Annotated in this window: 19 protein-coding genes; 8 read left to right on the forward strand and 11 right to left on the reverse strand. The window is 67.4% G+C overall.

Going from position 1 to position 19274, the window contains the following annotated elements; genetic code table 11:
- Positions 1 to 31 precede the first annotated feature (31 nt).
- The 3 genes from ACFXHE_RS19975 (at position 32) to ACFXHE_RS19985 (ending at position 3169) form a co-directional block, all read left to right on the forward strand.
- A complete protein-coding gene (locus tag ACFXHE_RS19975) occupies positions 32 to 598 on the forward strand; it encodes a PadR family transcriptional regulator (protein WP_379385010.1) in 567 nt (188 codons plus the stop codon).
- Positions 599 to 651: 53 nt separating this feature from the next.
- Complete coding sequence (locus tag ACFXHE_RS19980) at positions 652 to 2211, forward strand: sulfatase (protein ID WP_379385012.1); 1560 nt, start codon at positions 652 to 654, stop codon at positions 2209 to 2211.
- 250 nt (positions 2212 to 2461) lie between these two features.
- Positions 2462 to 3169, forward strand: a complete 708-nt coding sequence (locus ACFXHE_RS19985) for a hypothetical protein (RefSeq protein WP_379385014.1) — start codon at positions 2462 to 2464, stop codon at positions 3167 to 3169.
- Positions 3170 to 3257: 88 nt separating this feature from the next.
- On the opposite strand, the gene ACFXHE_RS19990 is transcribed toward ACFXHE_RS19985, so the two are convergent.
- A complete protein-coding gene (locus tag ACFXHE_RS19990; protein WP_379385016.1) occupies positions 3258 to 3755 on the reverse strand; it encodes a hypothetical protein in 498 nt (165 codons plus the stop codon).
- Between the two features lie 226 nt (positions 3756 to 3981).
- Between ACFXHE_RS19990 and ACFXHE_RS19995 the strand changes: the two genes are divergently transcribed.
- The 3 genes from ACFXHE_RS19995 (at position 3982) to ACFXHE_RS20005 (ending at position 6578) form a co-directional block, all read left to right on the forward strand.
- On the forward strand, positions 3982 to 4590 hold the full coding sequence (locus tag ACFXHE_RS19995) for a TetR family transcriptional regulator (RefSeq protein WP_379385018.1): 609 nt from the start codon (positions 3982 to 3984) through the stop codon (positions 4588 to 4590).
- A gap of 177 nt (positions 4591 to 4767) precedes the next feature.
- Positions 4768 to 5976, forward strand: coding sequence for a glycoside hydrolase family 1 protein (locus tag ACFXHE_RS20000; protein ID WP_379385020.1), 1209 nt, complete (start codon positions 4768 to 4770; stop codon positions 5974 to 5976).
- Positions 5970 to 6578, forward strand: a complete 609-nt coding sequence (locus tag ACFXHE_RS20005) for a GDSL-type esterase/lipase family protein (protein ID WP_379385022.1) — start codon at positions 5970 to 5972, stop codon at positions 6576 to 6578. Before ACFXHE_RS20000 ends, ACFXHE_RS20005 begins: the two co-directional genes overlap by 7 nt.
- A gap of 68 nt (positions 6579 to 6646) precedes the next feature.
- On the opposite strand, the gene ACFXHE_RS20010 is transcribed toward ACFXHE_RS20005, so the two are convergent.
- The 5 genes from ACFXHE_RS20010 to ACFXHE_RS20030 form a co-directional block, all read right to left on the reverse strand.
- Positions 6647 to 8185 (reverse strand): MFS transporter, encoded by a 1539-nt coding sequence (locus ACFXHE_RS20010; protein WP_379385024.1) that lies wholly within the window; start codon positions 8183 to 8185, stop codon positions 6647 to 6649.
- Between the two features lie 53 nt (positions 8186 to 8238).
- Entirely contained in the window at positions 8239 to 9501 is a 1263-nt protein-coding gene (locus ACFXHE_RS20015; protein WP_379385026.1) for an MFS transporter, read from the reverse strand.
- Positions 9502 to 9513: 12 nt separating this feature from the next.
- Positions 9514 to 10365 (reverse strand): SDR family NAD(P)-dependent oxidoreductase, encoded by an 852-nt coding sequence (locus tag ACFXHE_RS20020; protein WP_379385028.1) that lies wholly within the window; start codon positions 10363 to 10365, stop codon positions 9514 to 9516.
- A gap of 503 nt (positions 10366 to 10868) precedes the next feature.
- Entirely contained in the window at positions 10869 to 11354 is a 486-nt protein-coding gene (locus ACFXHE_RS20025; protein ID WP_379385030.1) for a DUF1152 domain-containing protein, read from the reverse strand.
- 40 nt (positions 11355 to 11394) lie between these two features.
- Positions 11395 to 11988: a dihydrofolate reductase family protein gene (locus ACFXHE_RS20030; RefSeq protein ID WP_379385032.1), complete on the reverse strand. Its 594-nt coding sequence runs from the start codon at positions 11986 to 11988 to the stop codon at positions 11395 to 11397.
- Between the two features lie 170 nt (positions 11989 to 12158).
- Between ACFXHE_RS20030 and ACFXHE_RS20035 the strand changes: the two genes are divergently transcribed.
- Complete coding sequence (locus ACFXHE_RS20035; RefSeq protein WP_379385383.1) at positions 12159 to 13151, forward strand: sigma-70 family RNA polymerase sigma factor; 993 nt, start codon at positions 12159 to 12161, stop codon at positions 13149 to 13151.
- A 114-nt stretch (positions 13152 to 13265) separates the two neighbouring features.
- On the opposite strand, the gene ACFXHE_RS20040 is transcribed toward ACFXHE_RS20035, so the two are convergent.
- The 4 genes from ACFXHE_RS20040 to ACFXHE_RS20055 all read right to left on the reverse strand — a co-directional run bounded on the left by ACFXHE_RS20040 (position 13266) and on the right by ACFXHE_RS20055 (position 17082).
- Entirely contained in the window at positions 13266 to 14216 is a 951-nt protein-coding gene (locus ACFXHE_RS20040) for an alpha/beta hydrolase (protein ID WP_379385034.1), read from the reverse strand.
- A 106-nt stretch (positions 14217 to 14322) separates the two neighbouring features.
- Positions 14323 to 14979 carry a TetR/AcrR family transcriptional regulator gene (locus ACFXHE_RS20045; RefSeq protein WP_379385036.1) on the reverse strand — a complete coding sequence of 219 codons (657 nt, stop codon included), beginning with the start codon at positions 14977 to 14979 and terminating at the stop codon, positions 14323 to 14325.
- A gap of 33 nt (positions 14980 to 15012) precedes the next feature.
- Complete coding sequence (locus tag ACFXHE_RS20050; protein WP_379385038.1) at positions 15013 to 16572, reverse strand: multicopper oxidase family protein; 1560 nt, start codon at positions 16570 to 16572, stop codon at positions 15013 to 15015.
- 99 nt (positions 16573 to 16671) lie between these two features.
- Complete coding sequence (locus ACFXHE_RS20055) at positions 16672 to 17082, reverse strand: DUF6153 family protein (protein WP_379385040.1); 411 nt, start codon at positions 17080 to 17082, stop codon at positions 16672 to 16674.
- 223 nt (positions 17083 to 17305) lie between these two features.
- Here ACFXHE_RS20055 and ACFXHE_RS20060 point away from each other — a divergent pair, with 223 nt between their 5' ends.
- A complete protein-coding gene (locus ACFXHE_RS20060) occupies positions 17306 to 18604 on the forward strand; it encodes an MFS transporter (RefSeq protein WP_379385042.1) in 1299 nt (432 codons plus the stop codon).
- A 61-nt stretch (positions 18605 to 18665) separates the two neighbouring features.
- Here the strand turns inward: ACFXHE_RS20060 and ACFXHE_RS20065 are convergent, their stop codons facing one another.
- Entirely contained in the window at positions 18666 to 19172 is a 507-nt protein-coding gene (locus tag ACFXHE_RS20065) for a nitroreductase family protein (RefSeq protein WP_379385044.1), read from the reverse strand.
- Positions 19173 to 19274: the final 102 nt, after the last annotated feature.

A 19274-nucleotide genomic window follows, 5' to 3' on the forward strand; every position in this document is an offset into this window, starting at 1 on the left:
CCATATAACTTCCTGTGAATATAGGAGATCGATGCAGCTCGACTACGTCATCCTCGGTGTACTGGCGCTGGGCCGCCATTCCGGCTACGACTTGCGTCGCTGGATGGAGGGCCCGGGCCGTTTCATCGGCTATGGCGTCCAGCTACCCCAGATCTACCGGCGACTCAGCGCCCTGGTGGATCGGGGCCTGGTCGAGTTCGAGGTCGATCCGCGCGAGGGCCGCCCGGACGCGAAGGTGTACCACCTGACCGCGTCCGGTCGCGACGCGCTGCTGGAGTGGGCCCGCTCGCCGTTCGAGCCGGCGAGTCGGCCCATGGATCCCGATTTCAAGTTGCGCTTCATCTTCGCCGGGCAGCTCGATCGCGAGATCGCCATCGAAGTCGTGCGCACCGAGTTGAACTATCGGCTCGAGCACGACAATCGTTCGGCCGGTTCGCCTTTCCCGGCGTCCTATGAGCCGCAGATTCCCGAGCTGGACGGGGAGTGGGCCCGCGAGGTCCACACCCTGGCGCATGAGCACGGCTACATGTCGACCGCGACCTATATCGCCTGGCTGCAGCTCACCCTGGCTCGGCTCGAATCCGGACGCGCCGACTGAGATCCGCGGCGCGGCAATCGCTTCCGTTCCCATCGACCCCGTGAGGGTTTGCTTTGCGCATCATCTATGTCGATGTCGACACCCTGCGTGCCGACCACACCACCCCGTACGGCTACCACCGCCCGACCACGCCGAATCTGCAACGGCTGGCCGACAAATCGGTGGTCTTCGATCGCTACTACTGCTCCGACTCCCCCTGTATGCCCTCGCGCACCGCGCTGACCAGTGGTCAGTTCGGCATCACCAACGGCGTCATCGGGCACTTCGGCCCTGCGGCCCAGTTCCGGCTCGACGCCGGGCACGGCCCGGAACCCGACCGCCCGTTGCTGGGGCAGCTGCTGCAGTTCGGCGGCTACCACACCGCGGCGGTCTCGGTCTTCGCCGAACGGCACCGGGCCTACTACTTCCACGGCAATTTCCGCGAATCCATTCGCGCGAGCGCGAATTGGGGCGACGAGGACGCCGCCGACGTCAACCGCGCCGCCATCGACTGGATCCGCCGCCACGCCGACCAGGACAACTGGTATCTGCACCTGACCTACTGGGAACCGCACACCAACTACACCCAGCCGGTCGAATGGACCGACAAGATGGCCGAATCCGGCCCCGTGCAGGAATGGCCTGACGCCGACACCATCGCCGCACACGCCGAAATCTACGGTCCCCGAAGCGCACTGGACCTCAACTACGCGCTCGCCAGTGACGGCCGCTCCCCCGTACCGCACAATATGCCCGACGCCATCACCAACCGCGCCGACTTCGAGCACTTGATCAACGGCTTCGACGGCGCGATCGCGTACTGGGACCATCACTTCGGACAGCTGATGGCAGTCCTCGAGGAACTCGGCATCACCGAGGAGACCGCGATCATCGTCAGCGCCGATCACGGAGAATCTCTGGGCGAGAACGGATCCTACGCCGAACACGGCCTGGCCAACGAGCCCACCCACCGGTTGCCGCTGGTGTTCTACTGGCCCGGCGTCACCGACGACGTGCCCGCCGAGCGCCGCCGCAACGACGCCCTGCTCTACAACATCGACTACGCGCCGACGCTGTGCGAGCTACTCGGACTACCGAAACCCGCGGGCTGGCAAGGTGAATCGTTCGCCGACGCGGTACGCGGCGAACACATCGACTCCCGCGAATACCTCGTACTCGGCCACGGCGCGCACACCTATCAACGTGCCGTGCGCACCCGTGACCACCTCTATATCCGCACGTACCATCCCGGCTGTTTTCGCGCCGAATGGGAACAGCTCTTCGATGTCACCAAAGATCCTTATCTGACAACGGATCTGCTGGAGAACGAGACAGAACTCGCCACCGCCATGCGTTCGCGACTGGCCGAATGGTGGAACACCTACGCCGGACGTCCCGGCGCACTACCCGACCCGATGCAGATCACCCTGCAGACCGGGCCGACCTACTACAACGACCCCGTCACCTACGCGCAGCATCTGCGCGCCACCGGACGTGCGCATCTGGCCGAGGATCTCGAACAGCGCTTGCGGGCGCTCACCCTACCGGTTTCGTGGCACGCACCGGACCGGCCGCGCACGGCCGAACTCGCGGCCCGCTGGAGACGGTTCGCCGAGAACCAGGGAATGAACTGACCCCACTGAATCGGACGGCCCCGCCGCTACCCGTGTGCATGTCCCCTATGGACCTCGCGAGAACCTCGGCGGTGGCCGTCACGTCCATATCCCGAAAGAAAGGACGGACGCGACGACGCACCCATGAAAGCCCGGCGGACGCCATCCGCCTTATGGACCAACACTTTTCTTACTGCCAGGACGTCCTGCCAGACGCCTGGTTTCCAGAATAGCGCCCATCGCGGAGTTATTGGAAACGGAAGAACTCCAAATGAGAAAGATCACTACCACGGCCACACTGGTGGCCGCGGCGCTCAGCATTGCCGCTGGAACATCCAGTGCCACAACGGATTCAGACGCACCCGAGGTCAAATACACCGCGACGCCCGCCGAATCCTCGACCATCATCACGACCGACCGCGGCTCGCTGGCCGTCGAGGATGGGGTCTTCGAAATCAAGGCCGCCAATGGCGCGGTGCTCGCGGGCACCGAATTGTCCTTTCGCGTAGACGACTTCGTCTTCCCGATCAAGGCCGATATCAAAGACCACACCGCCATCCTCACCCCGCAATTCGACACCGAACACGCCGCCTACACACCGGTCGCCCTGCCCTACGAGGATCAGGCCCCCTGGCGCACCGAATACGATCGCGAGCAGGCCGCGTGGGCGCGCATGGGCTCCACCATCCAGCTGGGCGCGGGCATCGGCACCATCGTCGGCAGCCTCGGCGGCGCGGCCGTGGGCTGCCTGCTCGGCGGAATCGCCGGGGCCACCGTCGCCGCCGCCGTCATCATCGGCCTCTTCGGGGCCTTCCTACCCGCCGCCGCCATCGGCTGCATCGGCGGCATGATGGCCGTCGGCGCACTCGGCACCCTCGCGGGCACCCTGCTGGTCACCGCTCCGGTCGCCGTCATGGCGGCAGTCCAGTACTTCACCACCATCAACCAGCCCGCTCCGAAACCGCAACCGGCCAAGTAACAATCACGGCACCAGGCTCCCTCCGTGCGGTGCCCACCAGCATGGGCACCGCACGGACCCGACCGGTTGCAGGAGCTTTCGGTTTCGGTCAGCGGCAGGCCGGGGACGTTTGGCCGACCAGCGACAGCGTGTTGCAGGTCCAGTCCTTCTGGACCTTCCATTTCCCGTCCTCGGCCACGAGCGACACCACCATGGGGTTGGGCGCTCCGCCGCTGATCGACACCTGGGCCTCGGCATCGATCACGCCATTGCCCCGGTCGGACACCTTGATGACCGTGAGGGTGACGTTGTTCTGCTTGTAGGCATCGGCAAGCCGCTGCGGCAGCGTCGGATCGGCCTGAACGCCCTGCACCAGGTCCAGCTTCTGATCGCTGGCGACGGTGGGATCCATGAGCTTTCTCAGCTCGGCGTCGATGTCCGCCACGCTCGGGGCGGGCGGATAGTTGCCCTGCGCCGCAGCGGCTTTCGAGGTAGCGGCAGCGGCAGGTTTGGCCGTGTCCTGGTGGCCGCCACAGGCGGACAACCCGAGTGCCATCACGACCGCCACCATGGTGATCACCATGCGGCCACCCTTGGGAACCATCAACTGGCCCTCCTTACATTCGAGATGATGCGTCGCACTCCGCGACAGGCCCGAACGCGAGACTGTGCGGCGACGTTAGCGAGGAGCTTACAGACTGACCAGTCAGCCTGCTTGAATTCATCGAAACCCGCAACCACCGCCCCGTCCATCGAGCAGGGTGACTGGACAGTAGGCTGGCTACGACGGAGCGATCCGGCGAATCCGGTTCAGCGAGTGAAAGGTCGGGCAGATGGCGCGGACACGCGACGCCGAGCAGTCGGGAGCGGCGCGGCGCGGTCAAATCCTTGCCGCCGCGATGACTTTGTTCGCCGAAAAGGGGTATCGCGGCACCTCATTGGCGGCGGTCGCGGCAGCGGCGGGCATCACCCGATCTGGCGTGCTGCACCACTTTTCGAGCAAGGAAGCGTTGCTGTCGGCGGTGCTGGCCGAACGCGACCAGCAGGCTTTCGACGCGGTCGAGGTCGGTCGGGAGTACGAGGGTCCCGCGGTCCTGCGGGCGCTGGATATCGTCGACGATCTGGCGGAACGCAACCGGGCCGTTCCCGAGCTGACCCGGATGAGTCATCTCGCGCTTTTCGGCTCGGCCGATGCCCCGGATGTGGCGCACGAGTGGTCGAACGAGCGCATCCGAACCTATCGCGACAACCTGGCCACGGTCATCGAACAGAGCGCCGCCGCCGGCGAGATTCGCGCCGACGTGGATGCCGGGGCCATCGCACTGCTGCTGGTGGGCGCGGTCACCGGTTTGACCGAACTCTGGCTGCGCGACGACTCGCTGGACATGGTCGCCGCGGTCCGCATGCTCACCGGCCTATTACGGCGGGATCTGACCCAGTAGGCCGGGCGAGGTTACCCGCACCGCCGCTACCCCACCCGGCGCTGCGGGCGATTCGGCCCCGCATCACCGAGCATACCGACCGATGAGTCAGTCTGCTATAACTCGGGAGACAACATAGACATCGTCCGCGCGGAGAGGATTCCCGACCATGCAGCGACGCAATGGGGTGGCCAGAGCATGAACTCGACTCTGCCCACCGAATTCCTGTGGGGCGCGGTCACTTCCCCGCATCAAACCGAGGGCAACAACGTAACCAGCGATTGGTGGGCGCTGGAGAACGGCGCACATCCGCTGCTGTCCGAGCGCAGCGGCGACGCGGTCGACAGCTATCACCGCTACCCCGAGGACATGGCGCTGCTCGCGGACGCCGGTTTGAACGCGTACCGCTTCGGCGTCGAGTGGGCCCGCATCGAACCCGAGCACGGACACGTCTCCCGCGCGGCGCTCGCCCACTACCGCCGCATGATCGATACCGCACTCGAACACGGTGTGACACCGGTGATCACGCTGCACCACTTCATGGGTCCGCGCTGGTTCGCCGAGCTGGGCGGCTGGACCAACCGGCACGCGGTCGGCCACTTCGCGCGGTTCGTGACCACCGTGGCGCCCATCCTCGGCGAGGTGAACTGGGTCTGCACGATCAACGAGCCGAACATGGTCGCCACCATGGCCGGCGCGCAGCGCGCGGTACCGGATCAGCATGCGGTGCAAGCATTCACGGCCGGAGCACTACCCGACCCGGACCCGGAGGCGGAGCGCATCCTGATCGAGGCCCACCACCTCGCGAGCCAGATTCTGAAGGCCGAAACCGACGCCGCGGTCGGGTGGAGCGTCGCGCAGCAGGCGTTCGAGGCCGCCCCCGGCTGCGAAGACCAACTGGCCGAGGCGAATCGGCTGTGGGAAGACCCGTATCTGGCGGCCGCGCGCGAGGACGACTTCGTCGGCACACAGGCGTATACCAGCCGGTTGGTGGGACCGGATGGCCCGATCCCCCACCCGGATGACCCGGGCAACACCCTCACCGGCTGGGCGTATCGCCCCGACGCGCTGGGCATCGCCGTCCGCCACGCGTGGCAGGTGACCGGCGGCACGCCGATCCTGGTCACCGAGAACGGTATCGCCACCGACGACGACACCCGCCGCATCGCCTACACCGCCGAGGCGCTCGGTCATCTCGGGCGCGCCATGGCCGACGACATCGATGTGCGCGGTTACCTGCACTGGTCGGCGCTGGACAACTACGAATGGGGCCACTGGCGGCCGACTTTCGGACTGATCGGGGTCGACCCCACATCCTTCGCCCGCTCCCCCAAACCCAGCCTGGCCTGGTTGGGCTCGATCGCCCGCGCCAACACCCTGCCCGCCGTCGAGGGTCGGCCGTGCTGACCTATCGACTGGGTCGCGGCTACATGCTGCGGACCTCCATCGCCATGCGAGCCTCCCAGTTCGCGCTATTGCCCACTCCTGCCGGGCGCGTGGTGTTCTTCGGCGACAGCATCACCGAGGGCGGCCTGTGGGACGAATGGTTCCCGCAAGTGCGGCCGATCAATCGCGGCATCAGCGGCAATACCATCGATGATCTGCGCGCCCGGCTGGACACCGCGATCGACGCGCCCGCGGCGGTCTTCCTGCTCATCGGCACCAACGATCTCAGCCTCGGCCGGTCCCCCGGCCGGGTCGGTGAGAACCTGCGCGAGCTGGTCACCGAGATTCGCGAATGCGCCCCGCACGCGCCCCTGCACGTGCAGAGCGTCATGCCGCGAAAAGCGAAGTTCGCGGACCGGATTCACACCTTGAACGCCGCCGTATGGAAGGTCGCCGCCGAGGCCGACGCCGCGTACATCGACCTGTGGCCCGCGCTCGCCGACGCGAACGGCGCGCTGCGACCCGAATTCACCCGTGACGGACTGCATCTGTCGGGCGCGGGCTACGCCGCGTGGATCGAGGTGCTGCGACCACACGTCGCCGCGCTGGGCATCGAACACTGAGTTGTTACCCGCGAAATGGCTGTGGCCGGAACGGATTCCGCTCCGGCCACAGCCATTTCGCGCAGCGGTCAGTTCACCTCGCGCAGGCGGCCGCTATCGGGCGCGGCCGCGTCGATGCTCACCTGCTCGATGGTGCGGGGCACCAGCAGCGCGAACACCAGCCCGGCGACGGCGATCGCCGCGGCGATCAGGAATCCGAGCTGAATGCCCCGTACTGTGTAGACAATCGCACCGTTGAGCATCCGGACGATGAACGGCGGCAGCGCGGCGATGTGGGAGCCGTTCATGACCGAGAACGCGATGATCGGCCCGATCGCCGGAACCACGGTCTGCGCCACGCTCACCAGCGCGGCGGTGGACGCCTGGACGCCGGGCGGCACGGCGGCGATCAGCAGATTAGGGGTCGCCGCGTAGGCCAGCCCGGTGCCGAACCCGACCAGACCGGCGAACAGCAGCAGGAGATCCTTGTCGTCGTGGTGGTACGCGGTGAGCGCCGCGCCGAGTCCGGTCGACAGCAGGCCGAGAGCCAGCAGCCATCGCGCCCGCAGCATGCCGCGACCGACCAGCACGCCGACCACGATGCCGCCGACCACGCTCGACAGCCCGATGGGCACCAGATACTCCGCCACGCCCGTCGGGGTGACGCCGAAGCCGTAACCCAGGCCCAGCATGGCCGGGGTCCGGGTCAGCATCGGCAGCACGATCGTGTACAAACCCGTTGCGGCATAGACGCATCCAGCCGCTAGGGCGGTGCACGCCACGGCACGGCCGCGCCACAGGCGGAGGTCCAATTCCGCGTCCCCGGTCCGCACCGCGGTCAGACGCCAGGCCACGAGCAGTGCGGCGCCACCACCGATCCAACCGAGGGTGGCCGGTGCACCCCACCCCCAGGTCGGCCCTTGCGAGACCCCGATCAGCACGGCACCGATACCCGCGCCCAACACGACGGAACCGCGCACGCCGACCCGAAGTGCGAGCCGCACAGTCGATTCCCGGGTGATGAGCGCCACCGCCACGGCCGCGGCGACGGTCGCCAGGCCGAGGAATCCGAACACGGTCCGGTAGCCGTGATCGTCGAGCAGTCGTTCGGTCAGGTACGGCCCCGGAATGGCCGCCAGCCCCACCGCCGCGGTCACGATCGACACCGCGAGCGCAACGGTCCTGGGTGGGAACACATCTCGGGCCAGCGAGTAGCTCAGGAACAGGCACGGCACCAGCAGACCGAACAGGCAACGACCGACCAGGAGCGTCCCGATATTCGGCGCGAACGCCGAGACGAACGCACCCGCCGCCGATACTCCCAAGCAGCTCAACAGGATTCGCCGCTTGCCGTACAGATCGGCCAGCTTCCCGACCGCGGGCGCGACGGCCGCGCCGACGATCAGGAACGACATCATGACCCATCCGGCGGAGCCGGTGTGGAAGTGCGCCGTGATGGCGGGCTCGGTCATCGGGGCCAGCGGGTAGCTCAGCGCGAGGGTCTCGACGACGGCGACCAGCGCGGCCAGCGAGCAGACCGACCGCCAGGACCAACCCGACTGCGGCGGGCCCGGCGGTTCCGCCCGCTGGTCGGGTTCGGTGGCGTCGAAGGAGGCGTAGGAAGCCATGGTGGATCCGTTCGGGAGTTGCGGTGAAGAAGATGAAGCGGGCGCCGGGCGTCTCAGCGGACGCTCTTGATCGGCAGTACCGCCAGTGCGCCCAGGGCTGACACCAGCGCGGCGGTCAGATAGACCGCGCCGTAACTGTCCGAGAGCTGCACGACGGCGGCCGCGATCGCCGGGGCCAACACGCCCGGCAGGGTGGCGGCGATATTGAGGATGCCGAGATCCTTCGCGAAATCGTCTCTGCCGGGCAGCACCTCGGAGACCAGCGCGATATCGACAGCAGTGAAGATGCCGAAGCCGACGGTCGTCACCGCGCCGGAGGCGAGCAGCCCCGCCATGGTCGGAACGGCGAGCGGGATCAGCGTCGAGGCCGCGACGATGAGACCGCCGACCAGCACCAGGGGTTTGCGGCGACCGATGCGATCGGAGTACGGCCCGGCCACCGCGATCGCCACCAGGAATCCCGGAAGTCCGATGACACCGACCAGCGGGACCACGTGGGCAGCCTCGGACTTACTGAGACCGATGAAGCCCTGCGCCAAATAGAGCTGATAGGTCAGCACCATGAAGTAGCCGCCGAAGATGAACAGCCGCCCGAGGAAGGCCCAGCCGAAATCGGGATGCCGACGTGGATCGACCCAGAACGCGGAGAGGAAGTCGCGCACCGAGAATCCCGGTCGGGGGACGGCACGATTGTCGGGTTCGGGATTCACCGCGAGAAACGCCACGACGATCGCCGTGATCAACCCGGCCGCACCGAGATATCCGGCAGGAATTCGGTCGGCGAACAGCGAGGCGACCACCGGTCCGAGCATCGCGGAGGCGATCGAACCCAAACCCGACAAGGTCGAGTAGCGCCCACGGACGTCGGTCGGAATCCGGTCGGGAAGGATCGCCGACAACGGCCCCGCCAAGGTGTTGAAGCCGAATTGAATGATCATGGCCGCCACCGTCAGCAGCGCGATGGTGTGGGACTGGCCCGCGGTAATCAGCCCCACCGCGCCGATCAGCGCGCCCAGCAGAATCCACGGGGAGCGCCCGCCCGCACGGGTTCGGGTCCGGTCGGACAGCACGCCGATCAATGGCTGGGCGATCATGGCCACCGCCGCGCCGCCCGCCTGCACCAGGGCCAGGTTGGTGACCTTGGCGTCGGCGTCCACGGCCTGCACCTGAAGTGCCAGAAAGTATCCCGACACCGCGAACCCGAGTTGCGGTGCGGCGGTGGCGAACGGGATCGAAGCCATCAGGCGTTTCACCGCTGGGTCGGCGCGCGCGGTCGGATCGGCGGCGGTCATCGTGGACGTGAGTTCCTCTCCCATTCGGATTCCCGCCTAATCACCGACCGGACAAGGGGTTTCGACACGATCGTCGAGCGCGTCGTCGGCCAGCCGCCACATCTCCTCGACCTGACCGCGGAAGGTCTCGCGGGTGAACTCGGGAAGCGCGAAAACCAACGGGTCACCGCGCCGGATTCCGTCGACCGCCGCCCGTGCAACCTCGTGCGGCTCGATCGCGAACGGAATCACGCCGGTGCCGAACGGCTCCCCCGCTCGACGTCCGAAACCATCCGGCCGATTGCGCTGCGAATCGAGAATGCGGGTAGCCGCTTGGCCGGGGCACAGCAGGGTGACACCGATCCCGTGCTCGGACAGTTCGCCGCGCAGTCCCAGCGTGACACCGACGATCGCGTGCTTGGTGGCGCTGTAGAGCGCCGTGTTGGCGGTGTCCGGCAGAAACGCATGCGTGGAGGCGGTATTCATGACATGCCGCCACCCTCCGGCCGCAATCATGCGCGGCAGGAAGGCGTTCAGGCAGTTCAGCATTCCCTCGACATTCACCGACGACAACCAGCGCCAGTCGCCGATCGACGAGTCGGCCACGGTGCCGAACAGCAGGACCCCCGCGTTGTTGCACAGCAATTCGACCGATCCGAACTCCGCGTAGCTCGCTTCGGCCAGCGCCGCGACCGACTCCGGATCCGACACGTCCACGCCGATCCCGAGCGCCCGCACGCCCGATTCCCGCAACTCCGCGGCGTTCCGACGCACGCCGACCTCGTCGATATCGGCCAGCACGACCGACATCCCCCGCGCGCCGAGCTCCGCTGCGAGCGCCGCACCGATTCCACCCGCCGCCCCGGTGACCACGGCGGTACGACCGGCGAAGGGGTCTGGTTCAGACATTGAGATCCTTCCAAGAATTGGCTTGTTCCCGTCGGCGGAAACCAGCCGACTGACTCATAAGTCGGTCAGCTTAGCGCGTTACCCCGCTCACGTCGAGGGCAGCGACGACATGCCGATCACGATCCGCCGACAGCCCCACTCCTAGGCCCCAAACCGGTTGAAGATCCAAAGAGCATGGACACGAAGGGAGCCTCAGATCGAGTTGAGGTCAGCCCAGAACCGGCCGTGCCACGATCACGCGGATCAAGCGGGCGGCGTCTGCACAGAGTTCCAGGGTCTGGAGATCAAGCCCCCGCCGCGGCACCGACCTTCGACCACCACGGACGGCTGCGTCGATCGGCCCGAAGCAAATACCGCACCCGGGTATGCGCGAACACTGGGCCGACAACCCAACGATCACAGTCCCACACGTTCCGCCACATCCACCGAATACCAGCTGGTAGCAGCAGATTTCATCGCACCCAGGGCGCTGACCGACACACGCGATTCGGGATGATGCCAAATCAGTTGCCAAGAACCTTGGCAATCCCTGTTCGCACCGCAGCTGCGAGGGCGAGCGAATCCGCCAACGGACTACGCAGCCCGCTCTCATGGCCCTCGGCGATGATATCGCCGCCGACGTCCACCATCACCAGCTCATCAGCGTCGAATGTTATTGCCGCACAACGCATCAGGTCGGCCATCGCGGTAGCACCGCCCGCAGCGTCCAGCAACACGAGCGGGTAGGAGATACAGCCCGCGAGCCGGGGCAGCGTCGAGGTGCCCCGCAGCAAAGCCGCTGTCTCCGGGACTTCCGCGACGCCGCCGCGATCGATGAGACCCTCGAAGTCGGCGCGCTCCCGGGGCCCAGGCGCGGGGTCGATCATGAACCAGTCCCACGAGTAGCTCATGATCGCCGCAATTCCCAGCTCCGGCATGGCGGCCGCGAGCATGGCGGCAGTGATGGCATCACCGCCGCCACCGGCGGCAATCGCGATCGCAGTGCGCATGACCTCCCGCCAACTGTTCGACGGTCCCTGTCTACAGCCGTTAGCCTTGCACGAATTCGTACGTGTTGAGCACCAGGCCGTCACCGATCTTTCGTGTGCTGACCAGGTGCAGCGGCTTCTTGTCGCTGGTCTCGTCGAAGATACGCAGGCCGGTTCCCAGCACAGCCGGGAAGACTACCAGCCGCAGTTCATCGGCCAGATTCTGTGCTATCAGTGTGCGCACGAGCTGATAGCTGCCGTAGACCAGGATTTGCCCGTCCACTTGCCGCTTCAGCTCCGAAATCTCTTTTACCGCATCGCCGTTGAGGACCGTGGTGTTGCTCCACTGAGGATGTTCGAGAGTCGACGACACGACGTACTTGGGGATGCTGTTCATTTTGTCCGCCCACTCGCGGCTTACGCGGACCTCCGCGCCATCGCGCATCCGGGACTCGAACCACTCACTGCTCCGCCTGCCCAGCAGTAGCGCCTCGGCACCCAGCAGTTCCTCCGTCTCGTTGGCGGCCCAGCCTTCGAGGTCCTTGACCGCCACGAACTGGTGGAACCAGCCGCCCAGTTCGAATCCTTCCTGGCCGTCCGGGTCTTGGACCACTCCATCGAGTGTGGCGTTGGTGCTGATGATGATCTTTCCCATTTCCGTGCTCCTTCGACAATGTTGTGGGCTATCACTGGTCCAGACGCCGCAGCATCGGAAAAGGAGGCGCTCCGCGACCGCCCCGTTCGTGCCTCGGCCGGCGTCCATACGGTGTGGAACTGCACACGAGGAATGAGGTGGCGGGAGTGGAGTTGGCGAGAACGGACCTGATGTCGAGGGCGCAGGGCGGCGACGGCGAGGCATTCCGAGCGCTGACCGAGCCACACCGTCGCGAGCTACAGGTGCACTGCTACCGGATGCTCGGATCGTTTCAGGATGCCGAGGACGCTCTCCAGGACACGATGCTCGCCGCTTGGCGAGGTCTCGAACGATTCGACGGGCGCGCCTCATTTCGCACCTGGCTCTACCGCATCGCCACCAACCGGTGCCTCGACGCGCTGCGCTCTGCTCGCCGACGTCCCGCAAAGCAGTGGGACATCCCGGGAATCGAACTACCGGAACCCACTGGACTCGGCGAAATCCACTGGCTCGAGCCCTATCCCGACGCCCTTCTGGACGGTGCGATCAGTGTGCCGCTCGGTCCGGAGGCGCGCTACGAGCAGACCGAATCCATTTCCCTGGCCTTTGTGACCGCCCTGCAGATCTTGCCGCCTCGCCAGCTCGCCGTCCTCATCCTGCGCGACGTCCTCGGATTCCACGCGAACGAAGTAGCCGACATGCTGGACACAACCGTCGAATCGGTCAAAAGCGCCCTCAAACGCGCGCGTGCGGGAATGCAGCGCCGACTGCCGGTGACTACTGCCCGAGAGCAGCGGCCCGCTAGCGACTCACCTGCAGAGGACGCCATCGTGGCGAAGTTCGTCAGCGCCTACGAATCTGCCGACATCGACGCGTTGGTGGCTCTGTTGACCGACGACGTCTTCATGTCGATGCCACCGATGCCGCTGGAATACCAGGGCCGAGACATCGTCGCCCGCTTTTTCGCACTCATTTTCGGCTCGGCACAGAGATTCGAACTGGTCCCGACGCGAGCCAACGGTCAGCCGGCCTTCGGGGTCTACCGACACCCCTCCATCGGCATCCACGGATCCGGCCTCTTCGTCCTCACTCTCGCGGGCGACCGAATCGGCGCCATGACCCGCTTCGAAAACACTGTCCTCCCCATATTCGGCCTGCCACAATCCCTCCCGAGTGCACAGTAGACGCTGATTTGAGCCCGCTCGAGCCGTGGCGCGATGGTCATGCTTGGTGGGGAGGAGCGTTCGGAGCGGGTTGTTGTGTGAAATCGGTTTGGTGACAGTGAAATTCGATACGGGTCAAGGGTGGGTACCGGCTTCGGGCCGGCCGGCCGTGACGTCGCTGGTCGGGTGGGGGGTGAGGAGATGTCGGTGCAGGAAGGACAGTTCTGCTTCGACGGTCTCGTCGTGGGCTTCCAGATAGGTTGCGTAGTGACCGCCGGGTACGCGAACGAGCTCTGACTTCGGGGCTTGGGCGGCGACGCGGAGTGCGGGGGCGGTGAGGGCGGATTGGTCCTGGTTGCAGGCGATGACCAGGAGGGGGCGGTGGATGCGGGAGGCGTGGCGGCCGGGGCGGTAGAGGGCGGTGCGGAGAGCCGAGCGGGCGGCTACGGATTGTTGCCAGGTCGGGTATTTGCCGTGGGGGTCGAGGGCATGCGGCATGTTCGGGGCGTCCGGTGTCGTGAGGGCCGCGACGGTTCCCGGGGCGCCGACCAGGGGAATCAGCAGGGGTGGCCTGCCGACCAGGCCGGCGGCGCTGTCGAGGAGGGCGCGGCCGGTGAAGCACAGCAGGGCGACGGGTTTCTGGTGGCGAGAGGCGTTGCGGGAGATCGCGGGTCCGTCGGCGTGAGGGGATTGGGCGATCGCGGCCGCCACGCCCGGGTGATGCGCTGCGATGTTCAGGACGTGGCCGCCGGACAGCGAGTGGCCCCAGAGGGCGAGCTTCGCGGGGTCGACTTCCGGTAGGGCTGAGGCGAATTCGATGGCGGCCCGCCAGTCGTCGAGTTGCTCACGGATGCGGACGACCTGACGGGGCATGCCGCCGCTTTCGCCGAGGTGCCGATAGTCGAAGGCGAGGACGGTGAATCCGGCTTGATGGAATCGTTCGGCGAAACGGTCGGTGCCGGGTTCCTTGGTGACCGCGATGGCTCCGGCCATGATCACGCAGGCGCCGTTGGTTCCTGGATAGTGCCAGGCCACGCATTCGTCACTGCCGCTGGTGAAGCGACTCTTTTCACGTTCGATGGACATTCGCACACCGGCCTTTCGGTGGGTCCTCTGACACCATCAAGTGAACCACCTGGTTCACTTGATGTCAACGGCGCAGGCACCCGCTGTAATACCTTGCGGGACAGAGCTATTCGACGGCCGCTTCTTCCCGGTCCAGGGCGCGGGACAGCGCCTCGAGCCCGGCCTCGGCACCGGCGGTATCCCCGCTGGTCAGCCAGTCGATCAGGAAGCCACGCAGGGCCGCCAGGATCAGCTCGGCCACCTCCCGCTTCCGCCGCTCCGGCCAGGCCACCGGGCACAGCGAAAGCAACAGCGGCAGATACTGTTTCGAGGCCTCCCGGCCCAGTGCGGCATGCCGCTGCGGGTCGTACATCGCCAGCCCGATGGCCTGATCGAGAACTCGCAGCCCGGTTTCCGCGTCGACGAGCACCGGCCACAGCGCCCGCACCCGCCCCGACAGCGTCGGTTGCTGCCGGTCGAGTATCGCGAAGGCGGCGCCGATCCGCCTGTCCCGCAATCGCACAATCGCCTGCGCGAGCAGGTCGTCAACGCCGTCGAAGTGGTAGAGCAGCACCTTGTGGGTGGTGCCGGCCGCCCGCGCCGCCCGCCGCAGCGAGAAATCCACCAGGCCGTTGGCCGCAAGGTCGTCGGTGACGCGGTCGAGCAGGTCGTCGCGCCGGGCCGTACCGCGGGCCGAACCCGTGGATCGCCGGTAGCCCGCGGGCCCCGGAGTGCCGGGCTCGGTGTCCGCTTCCTCGGGCTGGGACGGTGTCGTACGGGCCATGCGGATGAACCTACCCGCGGCGGGGCGGCGGGCTCAGCGCACGTAGGACAGGATGCTCATCATGCCCGCTTCTCCGTGGTAGGCGTTGTGGCAGTGCAGCATCCACTGGCCGGGGTTGTCGGCGTCGAGGTCGACTTCGACCGTCTGCATGGGCAGCACGATGGAGGTGTCCTTGCGCGGCCCGGATCCAGCCCGATTGACGAGCTGGAAGGTGTGGCCGTGCAGGTGCATCGGGTGGTACATCATGGACTGGTTACGGAAGCGCAGGCGGATCCGTTGCCCCTGGGAGACATTCAGTGCGGTGTGGTCGGGATAGACCTTGCCGTTGATGGTCCAGACGTATTTCTTCATATCGGAGCCGAGGGTGACGTCGAGGGTCTGATCGGGCCGCTTCGCCTGCAGGCGAACCGGTTCCGCGGCAGTGAGGCGATCGGCCATCAGCGGAGCCACCGCGAGTTCGGCGGGTTGCACGTCGGCCGGGGGTGGCGTGCCGCCGCCGGTGCGGATCAGCGCGAAGCCGCGGCCGGTCTTGCCCTCCGCCGCGGCGACCAGCGGGAAGACGCCGTCCGCCAGTTCGACGATGACGTCGAAGCGTTCGCCCATGCTGATGAGCAGGCTGGAGGTCGTGATGGGCTGCACCGGGAAACCGTCAGTGTGGGTGACCCGCAGTTGATGTCCGCCGACGGCGACCCGGAACGCCGTGTCCGCGGCGGCATTGATGATCCGCAGCCGGATGCGCTGCCCCGGTCGCGCGGTGACGACGGCGGGGTCGCTGCTCAGGCGGCCGTTGATCAGGAAGTACGGGTAGGTGACGTCTCCGGCGTCGGAGCCGAGCGGCGCGTTCGGGTCGGCGGGCGTGGCCATTCCGCCCGATCCCATGGTCATGCCGTCGTGGTTCATGCCCGGCATCCCGCCCATGGCCATGCCCGCCATGCCCTTGTCCCGCAGCGCCTGCAACTCCTTGTCCGGGTCACGCCCGTTCACGCCGTCGAGCCAATCGTCCAGCACCACAACGGCTTCGGTGTCGTAGTCGCGGCCGTCGGCCGGGTCCTCGACGATGAGCGGCGCGTACAGGCCCCGGTCGAGCTGCACCCCGACGTGCGGGTGGAAGAAGTAGGTGCCCGAGTCCGGCGCGGTGAACTCGTAACCGAAGCTGCCGCCGGCCGCGATCGGCGCCTGGGTGACGTCGGGGACGCCGTCCATATCGTTGCGCAGGGCGATGCCGTGCCAGTGCACCGTGGTCGGCGCCGGGAGCGCGTTGATCACGGTGGCGCGCACCACCTCACCTTTGGCGATGCGGATTTCCGGGCCGGGCACCGTGCCCCCGAAGGCCCAGGTCGGCACCTGGACGCCACCGAGGTCGACGGTGGTCGGCTCGGCGCGCAGCGTCACATCGCGGACGGTGGCGCCGGCCGTGCGACGCGCGGCCTCCGCGGCCCGGACCGCCTCGGAATCGGGCTGCACGAGGCTGGGCGCGGCTGTCGTGTTCTTCGTGCACGCGGCCAGTGTCGCGGCCGCCGCGGCACCCGCTCCGAGCACTAGGAATCCGCGCCGGTTCAGTGGCGCCGCGAGCGGAAATCGATTGGAGGACATGGCTTCTCCCTGGTTGGTCGAATGTGGGGCACGCTGCGCCGTCGTCGGCGGCGGCCGGGATCACGAAGTCGGCCGCGACCGGTGGGCGCGGCGGACCTGTCAGATCCGCAGAATCGACAGTTCGGCCAGGGTGGGGACCGTCCACGGCGGTGGGCGGGCTCGATGGATTCGCAGGGTCGGGAAGTTCGGTGGGCGGGCGTCACGGGGCCGGTCTCCGGCCCAGTGCAGCAGCACGAGGCCGATCGCGACCGTCACCGCGGAGAGGACGAAGAATTCGCAGGCGTGGGTGAGCCCGTGCCCGCCGGGCTTGTCGCCGTGCATCCCCGCGTCGTGTCCCGGCTGCGGGACGGAGGGCATCGCCATCGTCGCCGAGGACATCTCGGAAGCCGGCGTGCTGTGGTGCGCCGAGAACACACCCGCGTGCATGGCGGCGATCCCGAGCAGGAGCGCCAGCACTCCGAGCAGCCGGACGTATCCGGTCACTCGCGGCGCAACGCGCTGATCAGCCACGTCAGCCAGCATAGCCCGACTCGGCCTGCCACCCCCTGGGGGTATATGCCACGAACCTGACGCGCAGTGGCCCGCATCACAGCACACATACTTGAACATACCCCCATGGGGTATTAACTTCTCCCAGGTCGAACCACCCACCCACCGAGGAGCCACGAGATGTGCGAATGCGACTGTCCCCGCCCCGCGACCCACCCCAGCCCGTCTCCAGGAAGTGATTCCGATGCGTTCCGCGCCCATGCTCACCTCGCTTCTCCGCAACCGCGACTACCTGCGACTGTTCACCGCCCAGGTCTCCGGGCTCTTCGGTACCGGATTGACCACCGTCGCACTGGGATTGCTCGCCTACGACCTCGCCGGCGGTGCTGCCGCCGCGGTCCTCGGCACCGCGCTCACCATCAAGATGCTCGTCTACGTCACGGTCGCGCCGATCGTGGCCGCGTATGCCGATCGCTTTCCCCGCCGGGCCTTCCTGACGGCCCTGCACCTCACGCGCGCCGCCGTCGTCCTGGCGCTGCCGTTCATCGACCAGATCTGGCAGATCTTCGTGCTCATCGCGGTCCTCCAAACCGCTTCCGCCGCATACACACCCACCTATCAGGCGGTCATCCCCGACATCCTGCCCGATGAGCGGGAATACACCCGGGCGCTCTCGGCCGCGCAGCTCGCCGCCACCGTGGAGACCCTGCTCAGCCCGATGCTCGCCGCCGCCGCGCTGACGATCATGAGCTTCCACTGGCTGTTCGTCGGCACCGCAATCGGATTCGCCGTCTCGGCCGCACTGGTCATCGCGACCCGGATCCCGAACGCGACCGCCACCAGCGGAGACTCGTTCCGGGAGCGGATCACGGTGGGCCTGCGGATCTTCGCCGCGACGCCGCGCCTGCGCGGGCTGCTCGGCCTCAACCTGGTGGTGGCCGCCGCGGGCTCGATCATCATGGTCAACACGGTCAACTATGTCCGCGACACCCTCGGCGGCACTCAGACCGGAGTGGCAATGCTGCTGGCGGCCAATGGATTCGGCACCATGCTCGTGGCGCTGTCGCTCCCCCGGGTGCTCGACCGCATCGGCGCTCGCCCGGTCATGCTCACGGGCGCGGCCATCCTGCTGGGCGGTCTCGGCGCGGCCATCGCCCTGTCGCTCGCCAGCTCGGGTGACTGGCGGTGGGGCGCGGCCATCGCGGTGTGGGCGACCGTCGGCGCGGGCACCGCCGCGATCCTGACCCCGACCGGCCAGGTGCTGCGCAGCTCCTCGCAACCCGCCGACCGCCCCGCCGTCTTCGCCGCCCAGTTCTCGCTCTCGCACCTGGCCTGGCTACTCACCTACCCGGTCACCGGATGGCTCACCACCACAACCGGATTCACCACCACCTGGGTGACGCTGGCGGTATTCGCGACCGTGGGAATCACGGTCGCCCACCGGATGTGGCCTCGCCACGACCCGGAGCAGGCAATTCAACCGCACATCGAGCCTCACCCTCAGGCCACTGCGGACCAACGACCCGAACTCGCCGCAGCCTGACCATCCCGCTCGCCGCGCCGCCCTGCTTCCGGGCGGCGCGGCGGCGTGCATCCATCGACCGCTACTTCCAGGTCAGCAACTCACCGACCGAGAGCCTGCCGTTCGGAATCGCATTCGGCGCACCCGCCGGCAGCGTATCCGGGTACCCGAGCGCGATGGCATGCCGCGGTAGCCATCCCGGCGCGAGCTCTAGCAATTCGGCTGCGCGAGAAACATTCTCGGCGGGATACAGCGTGGTCGGGCAACTGCCGAGTCCCTGTTCGGCGGCGGCCAGACACAGCGACTGGGTCAGCCGGCCCATGTCGAACTCGGTATCGGCGAAGCCGTTGTCCCGCGAGGCCAGGACCAGCACCAGGGGCGCGGCGGCGAGATGGACGGCATAGCCGCCGAGCCGGGACAGCTCACTCCGCGCCGCCGAATCGGTGACGGCGACGAAGCGCCAGGGCTGCCGATTACGCGCGGAGCCGGTCCAGCGGGCCGTGTCGATGATGCGCTCGACCACGGGGATCGATACGGGATCCGCCCGGAAATGTCGCACCGCCCGCAGTCCCCGGATCGCTTCATCCACCCGGCAACCCTATAGCCATCCCGCGACCGCCCGTGATCCGCTCTGCCACCCGAAAGCGGGCCGACGCTCCGCCTCAGCGATCGCGTTCTGCTCGCCCAACTA

Origin of the sequence: Nocardia sp. NPDC059229 (assembly GCF_042754165.1) — a bacterium.
Taxonomy (GTDB): domain Bacteria; phylum Actinomycetota; class Actinomycetes; order Mycobacteriales; family Mycobacteriaceae; genus Nocardia.

What these genes read in the sequence shown, in the direction of transcription:
- ACFXHE_RS19975 (WP_379385010.1), top strand. Translation starts at nt 32, where the DNA reads ATGCAGCTCGACTACGTCATCCTCGGTGTACTGGCGCTGGGCCGCCAT.
- ACFXHE_RS19985 (WP_379385014.1), top strand. Translation starts at nt 2,462, where the DNA reads ATGAGAAAGATCACTACCACGGCCACACTGGTGGCCGCGGCGCTCAGC.
- ACFXHE_RS19995 (WP_379385018.1), top strand. Translation starts at nt 3,982, where the DNA reads ATGGCGCGGACACGCGACGCCGAGCAGTCGGGAGCGGCGCGGCGCGGT.
- ACFXHE_RS20000 (WP_379385020.1), top strand. Translation starts at nt 4,768, where the DNA reads ATGAACTCGACTCTGCCCACCGAATTCCTGTGGGGCGCGGTCACTTCC.
- ACFXHE_RS20010 (WP_379385024.1), bottom strand. Translation starts at nt 8,185, where the DNA reads ATGGCTTCCTACGCCTCCTTCGACGCCACCGAACCCGACCAGCGGGCG.
- ACFXHE_RS20015 (WP_379385026.1), bottom strand. Translation starts at nt 9,501, where the DNA reads ATGGGAGAGGAACTCACGTCCACGATGACCGCCGCCGATCCGACCGCG.
- ACFXHE_RS20020 (WP_379385028.1), bottom strand. Translation starts at nt 10,365, where the DNA reads ATGTCTGAACCAGACCCCTTCGCCGGTCGTACCGCCGTGGTCACCGGG.
- ACFXHE_RS20025 (WP_379385030.1), bottom strand. Translation starts at nt 11,354, where the DNA reads ATGCGCACTGCGATCGCGATTGCCGCCGGTGGCGGCGGTGATGCCATC.
- ACFXHE_RS20030 (WP_379385032.1), bottom strand. Translation starts at nt 11,988, where the DNA reads ATGGGAAAGATCATCATCAGCACCAACGCCACACTCGATGGAGTGGTC.
- ACFXHE_RS20035 (WP_379385383.1), top strand. Translation starts at nt 12,159, where the DNA reads ATGTCGAGGGCGCAGGGCGGCGACGGCGAGGCATTCCGAGCGCTGACC.
- ACFXHE_RS20040 (WP_379385034.1), bottom strand. Translation starts at nt 14,216, where the DNA reads ATGTCCATCGAACGTGAAAAGAGTCGCTTCACCAGCGGCAGTGACGAA.
- ACFXHE_RS20045 (WP_379385036.1), bottom strand. Translation starts at nt 14,979, where the DNA reads ATGGCCCGTACGACACCGTCCCAGCCCGAGGAAGCGGACACCGAGCCC.
- ACFXHE_RS20050 (WP_379385038.1), bottom strand. Translation starts at nt 16,572, where the DNA reads ATGTCCTCCAATCGATTTCCGCTCGCGGCGCCACTGAACCGGCGCGGA.
- ACFXHE_RS20060 (WP_379385042.1), top strand. Translation starts at nt 17,306, where the DNA reads ATGCGTTCCGCGCCCATGCTCACCTCGCTTCTCCGCAACCGCGACTAC.